The following is a 16,600-nucleotide window of genomic DNA, read 5'->3' on the forward strand; positions in this document are numbered from 1 at the left end:
TTTTTACAGACTATGTTTGGACTAAACGGACCGCTTACCGATATTGATAGTTATTTCTATGTCATGAACTACTGGGGAGTCTTTTTACTGGCAATTGTTACATCTGCCCCAATCTTCCTTGTACTGAAGAATATGCTTGCAACAAAAAAAGTGGCTATTCTATCCCCACTTTATTATGTTAGTGTACTAATTATTGTCATGATGTATTTAACAAACGCAACTTATAATCCATTTATTTACTTCCGTTTTTAAAGGAGGGATAGCTATGAAAAAATGCAACAATTATATGTTAATTACCGGATTTTTACTTGTTATTTTCGGAATGTGCCTATGGACTGGAAAAGTTATGTATTTAGATAAAAAAACCTTTTCTAGTTTCGAAAATAGAAATTTAGCAATCGATCCCGTTATGACTTTGGATGGTTTAAAATCAGGTAAATACTTTAAAGATACTGAACTTTATTTTACAGATCATATTGGTGCTCGTGATCTATTTATTAAAACCTATACAAAATTACAAATAGCTTCTAGACATACATTTATTAATGGTATACACGTTACAAATGACAAGTTCCTTTTGTATCAACCGCTTCAATCAAATCATATGAATGAAGTTGATAAGGGAATTGATGAGTTAACGCATCTTAAGAATTCTTTTGCCAATACAGAATTTTATTTCGCTCTAGTACCAAGTAAACAGACTGCACTAGAGTATAAATTCCCGTCCTATGTCAATCGCGGCTATCAACAAAAACATAGAGATCATTTTGTGCAGAAGATGAGTAAAACTGATTTTCCTATAATTGATTTATTACCTTCATTTCAACAAAATTTTACAAAGAAAGATCTAGAACGAATGTATCTTACTACTGATCATCATTGGAATATGGAAGGCGCATTTTATGCCTATGACTATACAATGAACTATTTAGCTTCACATTCTAAGAAGTATAAAGGTGCTCCAGTTAACAAAAACGATTATGAAATTACTTGGGAAAAGCCAACAGGAAAATTTGTTGGTAGCTGGAACAATCAGTTATATCGCCTTATAGATACATCATCTGTAAAAATTCCTTATGTATATTTCAAATCAGACGAATCATGGGATGATTATACAGTCTATCTTGGTCCAAAAAAAGAGGATACGCCTAAAGAAACTATGAAAGAGTTTTTTGGGAAAGATAAAAACATTCCAGATCCAGGGTATGGGAGTGTATATCAAGGTGATTACGACGAAATTAATATTATAAACCCAAAAGCACAAAATAACTTGCATGTAGTTATTCTAAAAGATTCCTATGCTGATGCAACTTATCCATTATTTGCACATAATTTTGCCCAAACAACATTTATTGATCCACGTTATCCAACAGGAAAAAGTGTTCAACAACAGTTAGCTGAGCAAAATGCTGATATAGTAATGTTTTTATACAACGATACAAATGTTTTTGGTGATATGTTCAAATTTCAAACCATTAAATAAATAAAATATAGAACCCCATTTATAGAAAAATATTAAGGCCTAAATCTAAATTTAGATTTAGGCCTATTTCTTCTGTAAAAAAATATAAAGTGAAACTTCCATCCGTAGGGGTTTTCTTCCCCTCCACTGACGGAAGCTGCCCAATCAGGCGTATACCAGCAGTTATCCCTCATCTATCTTCTCCGCTTCCTCTCAATCTTGAGGTGAGGGTCTTACTGCCCCAAAATAGCGGGATAAAAATCAATCACGAAGAAAATGATTTTGCGGAACTAACTTTTCCAAAAGAACTGTTACAAGTTCATCATGATGGTTTTTTAGTGCTTCTATCATGGAACATCGCTCCCTTTCCTTTTATCTATTAGGATTAATAAAAAGAAATTTAGAAATAAAAACAGCCGACTCCTGTATCTAGGAGTCGGCTGTTTTTATTTAACTTATATTATTTTACAATGTGAATTGGCATTCCAAGAGCAACTTCAGCTGCTTCCATTGTGATTTCACCTAATGTTGGGTGAGCGTGGATTGTTTGAGCGATATCTTCAGCTGTCATTCCAGCTTCGATAGCTAAACCAATCTCAGAAATAATATCAGAAGCGCCTGCGCCAGCAACTTGTGCACCTACAAGAAGACCATCTTCTTTACGTGTTACAAGTTGTACGAAACCGTCTGTGCTGTTTAATGATAATGCACGACCGTTTGCAGCGAATGGGAATTTAGACACTGCTACGCTCATTCCAGCTTCTTCAGCTTGTTTCTTAGTGTAACCAACAGATGCTAATTCTGGATCAGTGAAGCATACTGCTGGAATTCCGATGTAATCGATTGCCGCTGCGTGACCGCTAATTGCTTCAACAGCTACTTTACCTTCGTAAGAAGCTTTGTGAGCTAATGGTGGTCCAGGAACGATATCACCAATTGCATAGATATTCGATACGCTTGTACGGCATTGCTCATCGATTTCGATTAGACCGCGATCAGTCATTTTAATTCCAACTTGCTCAAGACCAATTTCTTGAGTATTTGGACGACGACCTACAGTTACTAATACGTAATCTGCTTCTACAGTTTGTACTTCGCCTTTAACTTCGAAGCTAACTTTTACGCCAGTTTCAGTTTCTTCAACGCCTTTAGCCATAGCTTTTGTATGGATTGTTACGTTGCCTTTTTTCTGAAGAGCGCGTTTTACAACTGTGCTCATTGCTTTTTCGAAACCAGCTAAGATTTCATCGCCAGCTTCTACTACAGTAACTTCTGTACCGAAGTTAGCATATGCAGTTCCTAATTCCATACCGATGTAACCTCCGCCGATTACAACAAGTTTCTTAGGAATTTCAGGTAAGCTTAATGCACCTGTAGAGTTGATAACACGTTTAGAATATTTGAATCCAGGAATTTCGATTGGTGTAGAACCAGTTGCAAGAACAGCATTTTTAAACGTATACGTTTGAGCTGCTTCTTCAGTCATTACACGTAATGTGTTTGCATCTACGAAGTAAGCTTCACCGCGAATGATTTCAACTTTGTTACCTTTTAGAAGGCCTTCTACACCGCCAGTTAATTTCTTAACTACGCCGTTTTTCCATTCTTGAACTTTTGTGAAGTCAACTGTTACGTTTTCTGCAGTAATACCCATGTCATCAGAATGTTTTGCATTCTCATAACGATGTCCTGCATTGATTAATGCTTTAGAAGGAATACATCCAACGTTTAAGCATACACCACCAAGGTTAGCTTTTTCAATAATAGCTACTTTTTGTCCTAATTGTGCTGCACGAATTGCTGCAACATATCCACCAGGACCTGCACCAACAACGACTGTATCTAATTCAATTGGGAAATCTCCTACTACCATTGTTTATTACGCCTCCATTACTAATAATTGTGGGTCGTTTAATAGACGTTTAATTTGGTTTAATGCTTTCTGAGCAGTTGCACCGTCGATTAAGCGATGGTCAAAGCTTAAAGATAATGCTAATACTGGAGCTGCAACGATTTCACCGTTTTTCACAACTGGTTTCTCAGCGATACGGCCAATACCAAGGATTGCTACTTCTGGGTGGTTGATAACTGGAGTGAACCATTGTCCACCTGCAGAACCAATGTTTGTAATTGTGCAAGAAGCACCTTTCATTTCAGCTGGAGCTAAGCGACCATCACGGGCTTTACCAGCAAGTTCATTGATCTCGTTAGAGATTGTGAAGATAGATTTGCGATCTGTATCTTTAACAACTGGTACTAATAGACCTTTGTCTGTATCAGCTGCGATACCGATGTTGAAGTAATGTTTATGAACGATTTCTGAAGATGCATCATCTAAAGAAGTGTTCATCATTGGGTATTCACGTAATGCAGATGTTAATGCTTTTACAACGTATGGAAGGTAAGTTAATTTAATACCTTTTTCAGCTGCAACAGCTTTGAATTTCTTGCGATGAGCAACAAGTTCAGTTACATCTACTTCGTCCATTAATGTTACGTGAGGAGCTGTATGTTTAGAGTTAACCATTGCTTTTGCAATTGCTTTACGGATACCGCTCATTTTCTCACGAGTTTCTGGGTATTCACCAGCTGGAATTGGTTGTGCTTTTGGAGCTTCTTCTTTCGCAGCTGCTGCTGGAGCTGCTGCCGCTACTGGAGCTTCAGTTGCTACTACTTGTCCACCATTTGCAAATGCATCGATGTCAGCTGTTACAACACGGCCGTTTTTACCAGTACCAGCTACTAGACGAATGTCTACACCTTTTTCGCGTGCATATTTACGAACAGATGGCATAGCAATTACGCGCTCATTAACTACTTCTGCAGTTGCTGCTGGAGTAGCTGCTGCTGGAGCTTCTTCTTTTACTTCTTCAGCTTTTGGAGCTTCGGCATGATCGTCACCTTTAAATTTAAGGTTTTCATAACCAGGAGCGTCAAATTTAACAAGAACATCTCCTACTACTGCTACTGTACCTTCTTCTACAAGAATGTCAAGTACTTTACCTTTAACTGGAGAAGGGATTTCTACAACAGCTTTATCATTTTGTACTTCAAGAAGTACATCGTCTTCGTTTACTTCATCGCCTGGTTTAATAAACCATTTTACGATTTCACCTTCGTGGATACCTTCACCGATATCTGGTAGTTTAAATTCAAATGCCACGGAATTCAGCCCCCTGATTCATATCATTATTATTAAGTATCGCAAAAGAAATCAGCATGCGCTGACCTCTTTTGCACATAAAAGTAAAAGTCAAATTAAAATTAGAAGTTCATTACTTTGTTAACAGCTTCTACAATATCCTTGTGGTTTGGTAACCATACACTCTCTGCTTCAGAGAATGGGAATACTGTATCAGCAGCTGCAACACGTACAACTGGAGCTTCTAAGTTTAAGATTGCACGGTCGTTAATTTCCGCTACAACGTTTGCTGCAATACCAGCTTGTTTTTGAGCTTCTTGAACAACAACTACGCGGCCTGTTTTTTCAACAGAAGCAATAATTGTTTCGATATCTAATGGTTGAACTGTACGTAAGTCAACAACCTCTAAAGAAATGCCTTCTTTTTCTAGTTCTTCAGCAGCTTTTAATGCAGCATGTACCATAGCACCGTACGTGATAACAGATACATCTGTACCTTCACGTTTTACATCAGCTTTACCAAGTTCAATTGTGTATTCACCTTCTGGTACTTCTTGACGGAAAGAACGGTATAATTTCATGTGCTCTAAGTAAATAACTGGATCGTTATCACGAATTGCAGAAATTAAAAGGCCTTTTGCATCGTATGGAGTAGATGGAATAACAACTTTTAGACCAGGTTGTTGTGCAACTAATCCTTCTAAGCTATCAGCGTGTAATTCTGGTGTATGAACACCACCACCAAATGGAGAACGAACTGTAATTGGAGCAGTCCAACGTCCACCAGAACGGTAACGCATACGAGCCATTTGACCAGAAATTGAATCCATTACTTCGAAAACGAAACCGAAGAATTGAATTTCAGGAACTGGACGGAAGCCTTCAAGTGCTAAACCAATTGCAAGTCCGCCGATACCAGACTCTGCAAGTGGAGTATCCATTACACGGTCTTCACCGAACTCAGCTTGTAACCCTTCAGTAGCACGGAATACACCGCCGTTTACACCAACGTCTTCACCAAACACAAGTACGTTAGGATCGTTTTTCATTTCAACGCGTAAAGCATCAGTGATTGCTTGAATCATTGTCATTTGAGCCATGGCTTACTTCGACTCCTTTTCTTTGTAAATTTCATACTGTTCAGCTAAATTGTAAGGCATTGTTTCGTACATGATTTCCATTAAATCAGTAACTTTTTGTTTTGGAGCTTGGTCCGCTTTAGCAATCGCTTCTTTAATATCTTCTTTAGCTTGTTCGATTACTTTTTCTTCTTCTTCTTGAGACCAGATGCCTTTGTTTTCTAAGAACGCACGGAAACGTACGATTGGGTCTTTTTGTTCCCATTCGTTTTCGATATCTTTTGTACGGTAACGAGTTGGGTCATCACCAGCCAATGTATGTGGACCGTAACGGAATGTTAAAGTCTCGATTAAAGTAGGGCCTTCACCATTTACTGCACGCTCACGAGCAAAAGCAGTTGCTGCGTATACAGCTAATGGGTCCATACCGTCTACTTGGATTCCGTAAATACCTGCTGCAACTGCTTTTTGTGCTACAGTTTTTGCTGCAGATTGTTTTTCTACTGGAGTAGAGATTGCATAACGGTTGTTTTGAACAACGAAGATTGCTGGAGCTTTGAATGCACCCGCAAAGTTCATACCTTCGTAGAAGTCGCCTTGAGACGCTCCGCCGTCACCAGTGTAAGTAATTGCAACAGATTTTTTACCACGTAATTTCATACCTAACGCAACACCAGCAGTTTGGATGATTTGCGCACCGATAATAATTTGTGGAGAAAGTGCATTTAAATCTGCAGGCATTTGGTTACCCATGAAATGTCCGCGAGAGAATAAGAATGCTTGGTATAGTGGTAAACCGTGCCATACTAATTGTGGAACATCACGATATCCTGGTAAGATGAAATCTTCTTTTTCAAGAGCAAAATGACTTGCTAATTGAGAAGCTTCTTGTCCAGCTGTTGGCGCATAGAAACCTAAGCGACCTTGACGGTTTAAAGAAGTAGAACGTTGGTCTAATACGCGAGTATACACCATACGACGCATTAATTCTTTTAATTGATCATCAGTTAATTCTGGCATAGCTGCTTCATTCACAACTTCGCCTTTTTCATTTAAGATTTGTAATGTTTCAAATTGAGCTGCGATAGCTTTCATTTGCTCATCAACATTAAATAGGGCCTTTTTTGTTTTAGTACCCATTCCGTTCACCTCTTCCTCTCTTGAACCATATTCTTAAACGCTTTCACTAGCATCTTGCTAAAATAAAAGCATAAGCGCGAAAACTGACGCACCATTCGTCAGTTATTGAATAATTTGTGCACCTAACAATCTGTACTAATGTTTTTATTTAAACAAATTAATACAATCTTGATCACGTTTTTAAGTTTACAACTATTCTAATCACCCTGTCAATCACTTTGATTTCGAAATTTTTTTCGGAATTTAACGAGGTTTTCTTAACAAATACACATTTTCAAAATACTATCTGTATTAGTGAGTGAACCTCACCTGTTATATTATTCCCTTTTCACACATATTTTGATCATAGAATAATATGTAAACGATTTATTTCACTCTTATCTTTTGTCCCATTTTAATAAAAATATGCAGCCCTTATCACCTTTTAGGCAAATAACTATAACATTTTTCTTCTTTCTTCCATACATTATACTAACCGCAGCATTCGCGGAAATGGTAAAGGAGGTTACACCATGTACGGATACACTCAGTGTTATTACCCAACTGCTTCCGCATGTCCTACGTATGGATATGGTGGATATGGTGGATATGGTGGTTGCGGCGGATTCGGACACGGATTTGCTATAATCGTTGTATTGTTTATTCTTTTAATTATCATCGGTGCTTCTTGCATCTGTTAATGTAAAATGAAACAATTATAAAAGAACAAGGCGGTTTGACTACCTTGTTCTTTGTCATGACTTTTTCCACGACCTTTGGTAGACTAAAGATGAAAGGAGAGATTGCATATGCTTACAATGAATGATGTGATTCGTGAAGGAAATCCAATTTTACGAGCAGTGGCTGAGGAGATAGCTCTACCAGCCAGCGAAGAAGATGTACATATATTACGAAAAATGATCGAATTTGTTATTAACAGTCAAAACCCCGAAATGGTTGAAAAATATAATTTACGTCCTGGAATTGGTTTAGCAGCTCCTCAAATTGGTGTTTCTAAAAAAATGATTGCTGTTCATGTAACCGATAGAGATGGAACGTTATATAGCTACGCTTTATTTAATCCGAAAATTATCAGTCACTCTGTAGAACGTACGTACCTATCAGGTGGCGAAGGTTGTCTATCGGTAGATCGCGAAGTTCCTGGCTATGTGCCTCGTTACACTCGCATTACTGTAAAAGGAACAACAATAGACGGTGAAGAAGTGAAACTACGTTTAAAAGGTTTACCAGCAATTGTCTTCCAACATGAAATTGATCACTTAAACGGTGTTATGTTTTATGACCATATTAATAAAGACAATCCATTTTTAATTCCAGAAAATACAACACCTTTAGAAAGATAAAATGAAACTCCTATCAGTAAGGGCCTTTGCTGTCCGCCAATAGCAGGATAAAAAAAATAGTCTGTTTTCACTAAAGTTAATGAAAACAGACTATTTTTTACATGAAATGGTTTTCATACTAGTTCTTTACAATAATCCTGCCCACTGCAATCCATGAAGGATACCATCTTCTGCAACATCTTTCGTTACATAATTAGCAAGTTTCTTCAAATCTTCATGTCCATTTCCCATAGCAATTCCTGTCCCTACAGTTTCAATCATTTCTAAATCATTTAACCCGTCCCCAAATGCATAAACTTGTTCTCGAGTGAATCCAAGCTTTTCAATAAATTTTTCAATTCCTTTCGCTTTCGATCCCCCCATTGGAATAATGTCCATAGAATAAGCATGCCAGCGAATAAAATGAAATTGCGGATAGTCGTTGATAAACTTTTCTTCTTCCCCTGCTTTACAAAATAGAAGCGTTTGATAGATGTCACGCTTTTCATAAAAACTAGGTTCAAACACAGGATGACTCATGCGAAGACTAGCAAAGCTTTCTGCTACATAATTATGTGATGCCACTGTTGCTTTCATATCTTTATGATCCAAATAAACAAGAGGATAGCCTTCCTCTTCTGAAAATTTTGTGAAGGCATGTAATGTATCTGGGTGTAAAGGATTTTTATATACAACTTCATCTTCAAATACAACATACTGTCCATTAAAACTTACATAATTATGAATATTTAGCTCTTTACGAATATCTTCAAACATAAATGGTGCACGTCCTGTTGCAATTGCTACATGTACCCCATTTTCTTGAAGGCGACGCACAGCTTCTTTTGTAGATTGCGGTATCTCTTTGTTATGATCTAGTAATGTTCCGTCAATATCAAAAAAGACAATTTTATCATTCATTTATATAATCCTTTCTACTTCATCAAGTTAAACATCTCACTTCATCGTTTAAATCTCTTCTCAAATACTAAAAAAGTATAACATATAAGACATCTATGAAGAAAGCGCTCAGCATCTAACCATCTTACCTAACTATACATATACTGAAATAAAAACGGCACTGCAATTCAACACATGAATTTTCTTTTCTATTCTATCTCATACTATAATTTGAACGAAATATCTTCTTAATAGTAGTTCATTTTCTAAAATTTACTTCTTATTGCACATTAGAATAAGATTACATGCATGTTTTGAACGAAGAAAGGAAGGGACAATCGTGCTGAAGAAACTGAAGAAAAAGTTAAAAGTATATTGGAACGATTTACTTCGTAAAAAAACAATTGCTTAAATCGTGCCCATTTCGGGCTTTTTTCTTCATTCTTATTCGAAAAAACATGAAAATCATAACCGTTTGCTTTATAATAGGTAAAAGATAGCCTAAAACATAAACAAGGAGAGATTGTTTTAATGATTTTTAAAGTATTTTATCAAGAAAAAATGCTAGAGGTACCTGTACGTGAAAATACTAAGGTACTTTATCTAGAAGCTCAGTCCGAAAGAGAAGTTCGCACAAAGTTACACAAGTTCGCATATAATATCGAGTTTATCCAGTCTGTAACTGGTGCTCATCTTGAATATGAAAAGCAATATGCAGATTTCAAATTAGCGGAGAACGTCTAATTTATGAAATTCTTAAAAAATGATCAAACTGCTGTTTTCGCGCTTGGCGGACTCGGTGAAATCGGCAAAAATACATATGCTGTCCAATTTCAAGATGAAATTATTATTATTGACGCTGGGATTAAATTCCCAGAAGACGAACTTCTCGGGATTGATTATGTCATCCCTGACTACACGTATTTGGTACGTAACGAAGAAAAAATTAAAGGACTCTTTATTACACATGGTCACGAAGATCATATCGGTGGAATCCCTTATTTATTGCGTCAAGTAAACATTCCAATTTATGGTGGAAAACTTGCGCTCGGACTGATTAAAAATAAACTAGAAGAGCACGGATTACTGCGAAAAGCACAACTGTATGAGATTAAAGAAGACGATGTAATTAAATTCAAAAAAACAGCCGTTTCCTTCTTCCGCACGACGCATAGCATCCCAGATTCGTACGGTATCGTCGTGAAAACACCACAGGGACAGGTTGTTCATACAGGAGACTTTAAATTTGATTTCACACCAGTTGGTGAACCAGCAAACTTAACAAAAATGGCTGAAATCGGAAAAGACGGTGTCCTTTGCTTGCTATCTGATAGTACGAATAGTGAAGTCCCTCACTTTACAATGTCTGAACGCCGCGTAGGTGATAGCATTCAGGATATTTTCCGTAAAGTAGAAGGCCGCATTATATTCGCAACGTTTGCTTCTAATATCCATCGACTGCAACAAGTGGTAGAAGCTGCAGTAGCAAACAATCGAAAGATTGCTGTTTTTGGTCGAAGCATGGAAGCAGCAATGGAAATCGGGCAAAACCTTGGCTACATTCGCTGTCCAAAAGATACAATTATTGAACCATCACAACTAAATCGTATACCAGCAAACAAAGTTGTGATTTTATGTACAGGAAGTCAAGGTGAACCAATGGCTGCATTATCTCGCATTGCCAATGGTACACACCGTCAAATTCAAATTATCCCTGGTGATACCGTCGTATTCTCGTCCTCTCCAATTCCTGGGAACACGATAAGTGTAAGCCGTACAATCAACATGTTGTATCGTGCAGGTGCTGATGTAATTCACGGACCACTGACTGACATTCATACAAGCGGACATGGTGGACAAGAAGAACAGAAATTAATGCTGCGTCTCATTAAACCAAAATATTTCATGCCAATTCACGGTGAATATCGTATGCAACGTATGCATGCAAAGTTAGCGAATGATTGTGGTATTCCTGAAGAAAATTGCTTCATAATTGATAACGGTGATGTACTTGCGCTTCGTGAAGATGAAGCAACAATCGCAGGAAAGATCCCTTCTGGTTCTGTTTATATCGACGGAAACGGCATTGGTGATATTGGTAATATCGTACTTCGGGACCGCCGTATTCTTTCAGAAGAAGGACTTGTTATCGTTGTTGTTAGCATCGATATGAAGGAATTCAAAGTGGCAGCTGGACCAGATATTATTTCTCGTGGATTCGTTTATATGCGTGAAAGCAGTGATTTAATTAACGATGCACAGACATTGATTACAAATCATTTAGAAAAAGTAATGGAGCGCAAAACGACACAATGGTCTGAAATCAAAAATGAGATTACAGATACGTTAGCTCCATTCTTATACGAAAAAACAAAACGTCGTCCAATGATCTTACCAATCATTATGGAAATTTAAATAAAAAGGACAATGCTAAGCTGCATTGTCCTTTTTATTATTTTGCTAAAAACATTTCAAAGCGATCCACATCATTATCATGACCAATAACTATCAAAATATCTCCGATTTGAATATTTTCTGTCGCACGCGGTGAAACAAGAACTTCCTTTCCACGTTTAATTGCCACAATGTTTAATCCAAACTTCGCACGTATATCTAATTCAATTAACGAATGGCCGTCAATCTTTTCATTCGCAATAATCTCAACGATGCTATGTTCATCTGAGAGTTCTAAATAGTCTAAGACACTACTTGAGGCAATATTATTCGCAATTCGTTTCCCCATATCACGCTCAGGATGAACAATATGATCGGCACCAATTTTAGTTAAAACTTTTTCATGATAATCGTTTTGTGCTTTCACAGTAATATTTTTCACGCCTAATTCTTTTAAAATAAGAGTCGTTAAAATACTTGCATTCAGATTATCACCAATCGCTACCACAACATGATCAAAATTACGGATCCCTAAACTTTTTAATACCATTTCATCTGTAGAATCAGCAATTACAGCATGGGATGCAATATTTGCAAATTCATTTACACGGTCTTCATTCATATCAATCGCCATAACTTCTATTCCTAGCTGTGCTAATTCCCGGCAAATGCTGCCGCCAAATCGGCCAAGACCAATAACAGCAAACTCTTTTTCCTTCGTACTCACACAAATTCCTCCAATAATATCGAATCGTATAAAGTGAATCCTCCATCAGTGTTTTTCCTCTCCCACTCATGGTTAATTGAACGAATCAAGCTCTTATAAGCAGTTATTCTCTTATTAATTCTTTTCTCTTCAAAAACTAGATGCAAAGGCTTTACTGCCGTTTAATTAGGATCAACTATCATTGTAGCATACTTTATAAACGTTACAATAATTTCCTTTCTATCTTTATTTTTGTTTTTGAATATAGAAAAATTGTTGTAAATAAAACGCAAGCATACATATTAACATACCGAAAATAAATACATTTCCAAATGAACTAAACGTCTGAAATACAAACACTAAAGTTTCTTGTCCAAAAAAAGCAAATAGTAACTGTATAAAAGCAAATAACAATGCAAATTGATAGTGCTGCTTATGAAATAAATAATGAGTAGCTCCTAAAAAACCAATAAAAGAAACAATAAATATCCACCATACTTCAATCATTTTTTGCCATCCTGTTAGCTCATATCCGTTCACAATAATAGCAATTGCTCCTATAACAAACATTGTTGGAACACTCCAAAACAACGCCCACTTTCGAAAGAGTAATACTGCTTGCCTGTCTTCTCGTTTATACGCGCAATACGTTAAAAAAGCCGCACTTATATATAAAAGTGATACAATTGTCAGAACAATAATTAACCAAAAATGAAGCTGATAATACTCATTTTCTATATTTGTAACAATTGCAGCTATCAAACCTGGAATACATATACCAGTATATCCTTCAACTAGAGCTTTGTTCCAAAACACCATATTACCAATTCGAATTCCTAATAACATAAAAATAATGGCACCAAGGATAAATAAAGTCATTTTATTTCCAACTAAGCTCGTTGAAAAAGCAATCAATCCAACAAATAAGAATAGTACAAACGCATTCATAATTTCTACAACAGGTGATAAATACAATCTCATCCACTCATATGTGTTCGCATAGCTTTCTTTTTTTGCTAAACAATATGTATAGAAACTAACACCGAAATATATCGCAGCTATGATTACATATGTATATAAAAAGAAACATAGTATAGTACTTCCGATTTGCACACTATCCCCTACCCTTTTTCTCTATATAACAAATTGATTTTACACATTTTGTATATAAAATGTAAACTAAAAACCTCCCTATCACGAGGGAGGTTTTCTATTATTCAGCTGTTTTTTCAGCTTCATCAAGAACACGATTAACTCGTTTCGTTAGCATTTGCATGCCGCTACCACCAGCTTGGAAATGACGCAGCACACCATTTTTATCAAAAACATAATATGCTGGCACATATTGATTTTCAAAGGAATCTGTAATTGCATGCTTATTGTCTACTAAAATCGGCTGTACAATACCGTGCTCCTCTGCCACTTCTTTCACTTTTTCAAGATCTAAATCTTCTTCTGAACGCGGCATATGTACAGCAATTACATTTAATTTGTCTTTATAATCATCACGGAATTCGTTAATGCTCGGCATCGCTTCTTTACATAAATGACAACTAACAGACCAAAAATGAATCAATGTTGGTTTATCGCCAATTAGCGCTTCCCTTACTACTTCTCCATTTAGTACAGTTGTTGCTCCTTCTAAGGAAGGCATTGGTTCACGTAACTTCATAACATTTCCTCCTTATGTATGTAGAGAAAGGCCTAACAACGATTTGTTAGACCTTTTTTTCACTCAGTCAAAAAATTAAACGTTTAAAGTTGCTTGACCTGGTTTCCAGTTTGCTGGGCAAAGTCCACCAGTTTGAAGAGCTTGAAGAACGCGGATTACTTCGTCAACTTCACGTCCAATGTTATTATGATGTACAACTTGATACATTAATTCGCCTTCTGGGCTAATGATGAATAGACCGCGAAGTGCGATACCCTCTTCTTCAAGTAATACGCCATATTCACGAGATACTACATGATTTGTATCAGCAGCTAATGGATATTTTAATTCACCTAAGCCGTTTTTCGTACGATCAGTGTTAATCCATGCTAAATGAGTATGGATTGTATCAGTTGATACACCAATTACTTCTGCATCTAAGTCTTCAAACTCATCATAACGATCAGAAAGTGCGATGATTTCTGTTGGACATACGAAAGTGAAGTCCATTGGATAGAAGAAAAGCACTGTCCATTTATCTTGTTTCATAACCTCTTCAAGGCTTACTTTACCAAATTCTTTGTTTGGCATAACAGCGTCCATCTCAAAGCGTGGAGCCTGTTTTGCTACCATACGTTCTGCCATATGTATCAACCTCCGTTAAATTTTTTGTCATATGTTATCTACTCTTGTATTATATAAGAAGAATTAGTTTTTAGTCAATATTATTTAATAATTATTATAAAATAACTAACTATTAACTTTTTTCCTCTACCTACCATTATAAAGTATTGTGCTAGAATTACAAAAAAAATGCACGATAGATCATAAAAATTTTCTTATACGAAAAGGGAACAAGCATTACGCTCTGTTCCCTTTCCATTTTACGTATGTTGTTAAAAAAGTAATCGCTTTTTCAATTGCCAACTCATTCGGCTGTAATTTCGCATGATGTAGACCATATTCAGATTCTACTCCCAGCCAAAACATAAAACCTGGAATATCACGAATCAGGTATCCAAAATCCTCTCCTGTCATTGCTTCCGTACAGGTAATAACATCCATATCTGTATGTTCGGACGTAAATTTCATAAATTCCTGCGTTAACATTTCATGATTATATACTTGGTGATACATCGCTCCATAATCAATATGCGCTGTACACTGAAAAGACGCTTCAATCCCTCCAACAATCGCTTCAATGCGTTCCTTCACTCGTTTCATAGACTCAACAGATAATGTACGAATCGTTCCTTCTAAACGAGCCTTTTCTGCAATAATATTTTGTACTGTTCCACCTGTAATTTTCCCAATTGTAATAACTGCGCTATCTAGCGGATTCACATTTCGACTAATAACAGATTGCAGCTGTGTAACAAGGTGGCTTGCCGCAACAATCATATCATTAGCTGTATGTGGATATGCTGCATGCCCGCCTTTACCTTTCAAATCAATGTATAACTCCGATGTATTTGCAAAAAGCAACCCTTCTTTTGTTGCAATTGATCCAATTGGATATTCAGGTGCAATATGAAGCCCAAGAATCATATCCGGCTTCCATGCTTGAAATTCTTCACTTTGTAATAACGGAAGAGCACCTCCCGGCCCTTCCTCAGCTGGTTGAAAAATAAAAACGAGATGATCGTCAATTCGCTCTGTTACAAAAGCTGTTAATAATCCAAGACCGATTGTTGTATGAATATCGTGGCCGCATGCGTGCATCATACCTTCATGTAATGAAGCAAATTCATATCCTGTCTCTTCCGTAATCGGAAGCCCATCAATATCAGCACGGTAGCCAATTGTTTTTTCCGGATTCCGACCATGTACTTTTACAATGACACCCGTTTTCCACGTTTTTACTTCCATATGTTCACTTGGAAGAGTATTTATATAATTTAAAATATATTGCTGTGTTTTCCATTCTTGAAAACCAATCTCTGGAATTTGGTGTAAATCTCTGCGCATTTGTATAAATTTGTTTATCATCATCTTTTCACCACCATTGATAAAAAGCGTAAGGGCCTACAAGCCCTTACGCTTTCTTCCTTATTTTTCTGGATTCAGTTGACGAAGCTCTTGTTTAATTTCTGTTTTCGCTTTTGTTTTTTCGTCAATTTCTTTAATAACGCGTGCTGGTGTTCCTGCAACAACTGTGTATGGCGGTACATCTTCTGTTACAACTGCACCCGCTGCAACAACTGCACCTTTACCTACTGTAACACCTTCTAGAACCACTACATTTGCACCAATTACAACATCATCTTCAACGATAACCGGTTTTGCAGAAGGCGGCTCGATAACGCCTGCAAGTACAGCTCCAGCTCCGACGTGACAATTTTTACCCACTGTTGCACGTCCACCAAGTACTGCATTCATATCAATCATTGAACCTTCACCAATTACAGCACCAATGTTGATTGTTGCATTCATCATAATAACTGCATTATCACCAATTTCAACATGGTCACGAATAATTGCACCTGGTTCAATACGTGCTTTAATGCCTTTTAAGTCAAGCATTGGAATTGCAGAGTTACGACGATCATTTTCTACAACATAATCTACAACATGCTTTTTATTTTCATCAAGAATTGCCTTAATGTCAGACCATTCTCCAAATAATACACCTGATTTTTTATTTACAAATGCTTGTACTGTTTCTGGGAATGTAATTTCTTTTAAATCCCCTTTTATGTATACCTTTACAGGAGTTTTCTTCTCACTTTTTTGAATAAACGAAATAATCTCGTTTGCATCCATCATTTTCATGCTTGTTGCCTCCTAAATCCATTTATAATGTT

At 36.7% G+C, this 16,600-nt stretch carries 16 protein-coding genes and 1 pseudogene; 6 read left to right on the plus strand and 11 right to left on the minus strand.

From position 1 onward, the window contains the following. Positions 1-252, plus strand: a pseudogene (locus WAX78_RS05940) (MBOAT family O-acyltransferase); the annotation flags it as partial. A gap of 13 nt (positions 253-265) precedes the next feature. After that, positions 266-1,483, plus strand: a complete 1,218-nt coding sequence (locus WAX78_RS05945) for an alginate O-acetyltransferase AlgX-related protein (RefSeq protein ID WP_336481386.1) — start codon at positions 266-268, stop codon at positions 1,481-1,483. A 439-nt stretch (positions 1,484-1,922) separates the two neighbouring features. On the opposite strand, the gene lpdA is transcribed toward WAX78_RS05945, so the two are convergent. The 4 genes from lpdA to pdhA form a co-directional block, all read right to left on the minus strand. After that, entirely contained in the window at positions 1,923-3,335 is a 1,413-nt protein-coding gene (lpdA, locus tag WAX78_RS05950; protein ID WP_336481387.1) for a dihydrolipoyl dehydrogenase, read from the minus strand. A gap of 6 nt (positions 3,336-3,341) precedes the next feature. After that, complete coding sequence (locus tag WAX78_RS05955) at positions 3,342-4,625, minus strand: dihydrolipoamide acetyltransferase family protein (RefSeq protein WP_336481388.1); 1,284 nt, start codon at positions 4,623-4,625, stop codon at positions 3,342-3,344. A 101-nt stretch (positions 4,626-4,726) separates the two neighbouring features. Beyond that, a complete protein-coding gene (gene pdhB, locus WAX78_RS05960) occupies positions 4,727-5,704 on the minus strand; it encodes a pyruvate dehydrogenase complex E1 component subunit beta (RefSeq protein ID WP_098305677.1) in 978 nt (325 codons plus the stop codon). A gap of 3 nt (positions 5,705-5,707) precedes the next feature. After that, positions 5,708-6,823 carry a pyruvate dehydrogenase E1 component subunit alpha gene (gene pdhA, locus WAX78_RS05965; RefSeq protein ID WP_336481389.1) on the minus strand — a complete coding sequence of 372 codons (1,116 nt, stop codon included), beginning with the start codon at positions 6,821-6,823 and terminating at the stop codon, positions 5,708-5,710. 512 nt (positions 6,824-7,335) lie between these two features. On the opposite strand from pdhA, the gene WAX78_RS05970 reads away from it, so the two are divergent. Both WAX78_RS05970 and def read left to right on the plus strand, forming a co-directional pair. Next, a complete protein-coding gene (locus WAX78_RS05970; RefSeq protein ID WP_336481390.1) occupies positions 7,336-7,503 on the plus strand; it encodes a YjcZ family sporulation protein in 168 nt (55 codons plus the stop codon). Positions 7,504-7,611: 108 nt separating this feature from the next. Then, the gene (gene def, locus WAX78_RS05975) at positions 7,612-8,166 is read left to right on the plus strand and encodes a peptide deformylase (RefSeq protein ID WP_336481391.1); all 555 of its coding nucleotides are present in this window, start codon (positions 7,612-7,614) and stop codon (positions 8,164-8,166) included. A gap of 126 nt (positions 8,167-8,292) precedes the next feature. On the opposite strand, the gene WAX78_RS05980 is transcribed toward def, so the two are convergent. Next, a complete protein-coding gene (locus WAX78_RS05980) occupies positions 8,293-9,066 on the minus strand; it encodes a Cof-type HAD-IIB family hydrolase (RefSeq protein ID WP_336481392.1) in 774 nt (257 codons plus the stop codon). A 510-nt stretch (positions 9,067-9,576) separates the two neighbouring features. Between WAX78_RS05980 and WAX78_RS05985 the strand changes: the two genes are divergently transcribed. Then, a complete protein-coding gene (locus tag WAX78_RS05985) occupies positions 9,577-9,789 on the plus strand; it encodes a DNA-dependent RNA polymerase subunit epsilon (RefSeq protein WP_336481393.1) in 213 nt (70 codons plus the stop codon). Positions 9,790-9,792: 3 nt separating this feature from the next. Further along, on the plus strand, positions 9,793-11,460 hold the full coding sequence (gene rnjA, locus WAX78_RS05990; RefSeq protein WP_336481394.1) for a ribonuclease J1: 1,668 nt from the start codon (positions 9,793-9,795) through the stop codon (positions 11,458-11,460). A 37-nt stretch (positions 11,461-11,497) separates the two neighbouring features. On the opposite strand, the gene WAX78_RS05995 is transcribed toward rnjA, so the two are convergent. The 6 genes from WAX78_RS05995 to dapD all read right to left on the minus strand — a co-directional run bounded on the left by WAX78_RS05995 (position 11,498) and on the right by dapD (position 16,568). Further along, positions 11,498-12,166, minus strand: coding sequence for a potassium channel family protein (locus WAX78_RS05995; RefSeq protein ID WP_336481395.1), 669 nt, complete (start codon positions 12,164-12,166; stop codon positions 11,498-11,500). A 225-nt stretch (positions 12,167-12,391) separates the two neighbouring features. Beyond that, entirely contained in the window at positions 12,392-13,258 is an 867-nt protein-coding gene (locus WAX78_RS06000; RefSeq protein ID WP_336481396.1) for a cytochrome C oxidase assembly protein, read from the minus strand. 100 nt (positions 13,259-13,358) lie between these two features. Continuing rightward, positions 13,359-13,817, minus strand: coding sequence for a TlpA disulfide reductase family protein (locus WAX78_RS06005; protein WP_336481397.1), 459 nt, complete (start codon positions 13,815-13,817; stop codon positions 13,359-13,361). Between the two features lie 75 nt (positions 13,818-13,892). After that, entirely contained in the window at positions 13,893-14,441 is a 549-nt protein-coding gene (locus WAX78_RS06010; protein WP_090914271.1) for a peroxiredoxin, read from the minus strand. Between the two features lie 216 nt (positions 14,442-14,657). Further along, entirely contained in the window at positions 14,658-15,788 is a 1,131-nt protein-coding gene (locus tag WAX78_RS06015; RefSeq protein ID WP_336481398.1) for an N-acetyldiaminopimelate deacetylase, read from the minus strand. Between the two features lie 57 nt (positions 15,789-15,845). Further along, on the minus strand, positions 15,846-16,568 hold the full coding sequence (gene dapD, locus WAX78_RS06020; RefSeq protein ID WP_336481399.1) for a 2,3,4,5-tetrahydropyridine-2,6-dicarboxylate N-acetyltransferase: 723 nt from the start codon (positions 16,566-16,568) through the stop codon (positions 15,846-15,848). Positions 16,569-16,600 lie beyond the last annotated feature (32 nt).

It is taken from the genome of Bacillus yunxiaonensis (assembly GCF_037104695.1).
Lineage (GTDB): Bacteria > Bacillota > Bacilli > Bacillales > Bacillaceae_G > Bacillus_A > Bacillus_A yunxiaonensis.

Bases quoted from the DNA above. Each gene is read 5' to 3' on its own strand.
- WAX78_RS05945 (WP_336481386.1), top strand. From the start codon at position 266: ATGAAAAAATGCAACAATTATATGTTAATTACCGGATTTTTACTTGTT.
- lpdA (WP_336481387.1), bottom strand. From the start codon at position 3,335: ATGGTAGTAGGAGATTTCCCAATTGAATTAGATACAGTCGTTGTTGGT.
- pdhB (WP_098305677.1), bottom strand. From the start codon at position 5,704: ATGGCTCAAATGACAATGATTCAAGCAATCACTGATGCTTTACGCGTT.
- pdhA (WP_336481389.1), bottom strand. From the start codon at position 6,823: ATGGGTACTAAAACAAAAAAGGCCCTATTTAATGTTGATGAGCAAATG.
- WAX78_RS05970 (WP_336481390.1), top strand. From the start codon at position 7,336: ATGTACGGATACACTCAGTGTTATTACCCAACTGCTTCCGCATGTCCT.
- def (WP_336481391.1), top strand. From the start codon at position 7,612: ATGCTTACAATGAATGATGTGATTCGTGAAGGAAATCCAATTTTACGA.
- WAX78_RS05980 (WP_336481392.1), bottom strand. From the start codon at position 9,066: ATGAATGATAAAATTGTCTTTTTTGATATTGACGGAACATTACTAGAT.
- WAX78_RS05985 (WP_336481393.1), top strand. From the start codon at position 9,577: ATGATTTTTAAAGTATTTTATCAAGAAAAAATGCTAGAGGTACCTGTA.
- rnjA (WP_336481394.1), top strand. From the start codon at position 9,793: ATGAAATTCTTAAAAAATGATCAAACTGCTGTTTTCGCGCTTGGCGGA.
- WAX78_RS06005 (WP_336481397.1), bottom strand. From the start codon at position 13,817: ATGAAGTTACGTGAACCAATGCCTTCCTTAGAAGGAGCAACAACTGTA.
- WAX78_RS06010 (WP_090914271.1), bottom strand. From the start codon at position 14,441: ATGGCAGAACGTATGGTAGCAAAACAGGCTCCACGCTTTGAGATGGAC.
- WAX78_RS06015 (WP_336481398.1), bottom strand. From the start codon at position 15,788: ATGATGATAAACAAATTTATACAAATGCGCAGAGATTTACACCAAATT.
- dapD (WP_336481399.1), bottom strand. From the start codon at position 16,568: ATGAAAATGATGGATGCAAACGAGATTATTTCGTTTATTCAAAAAAGT.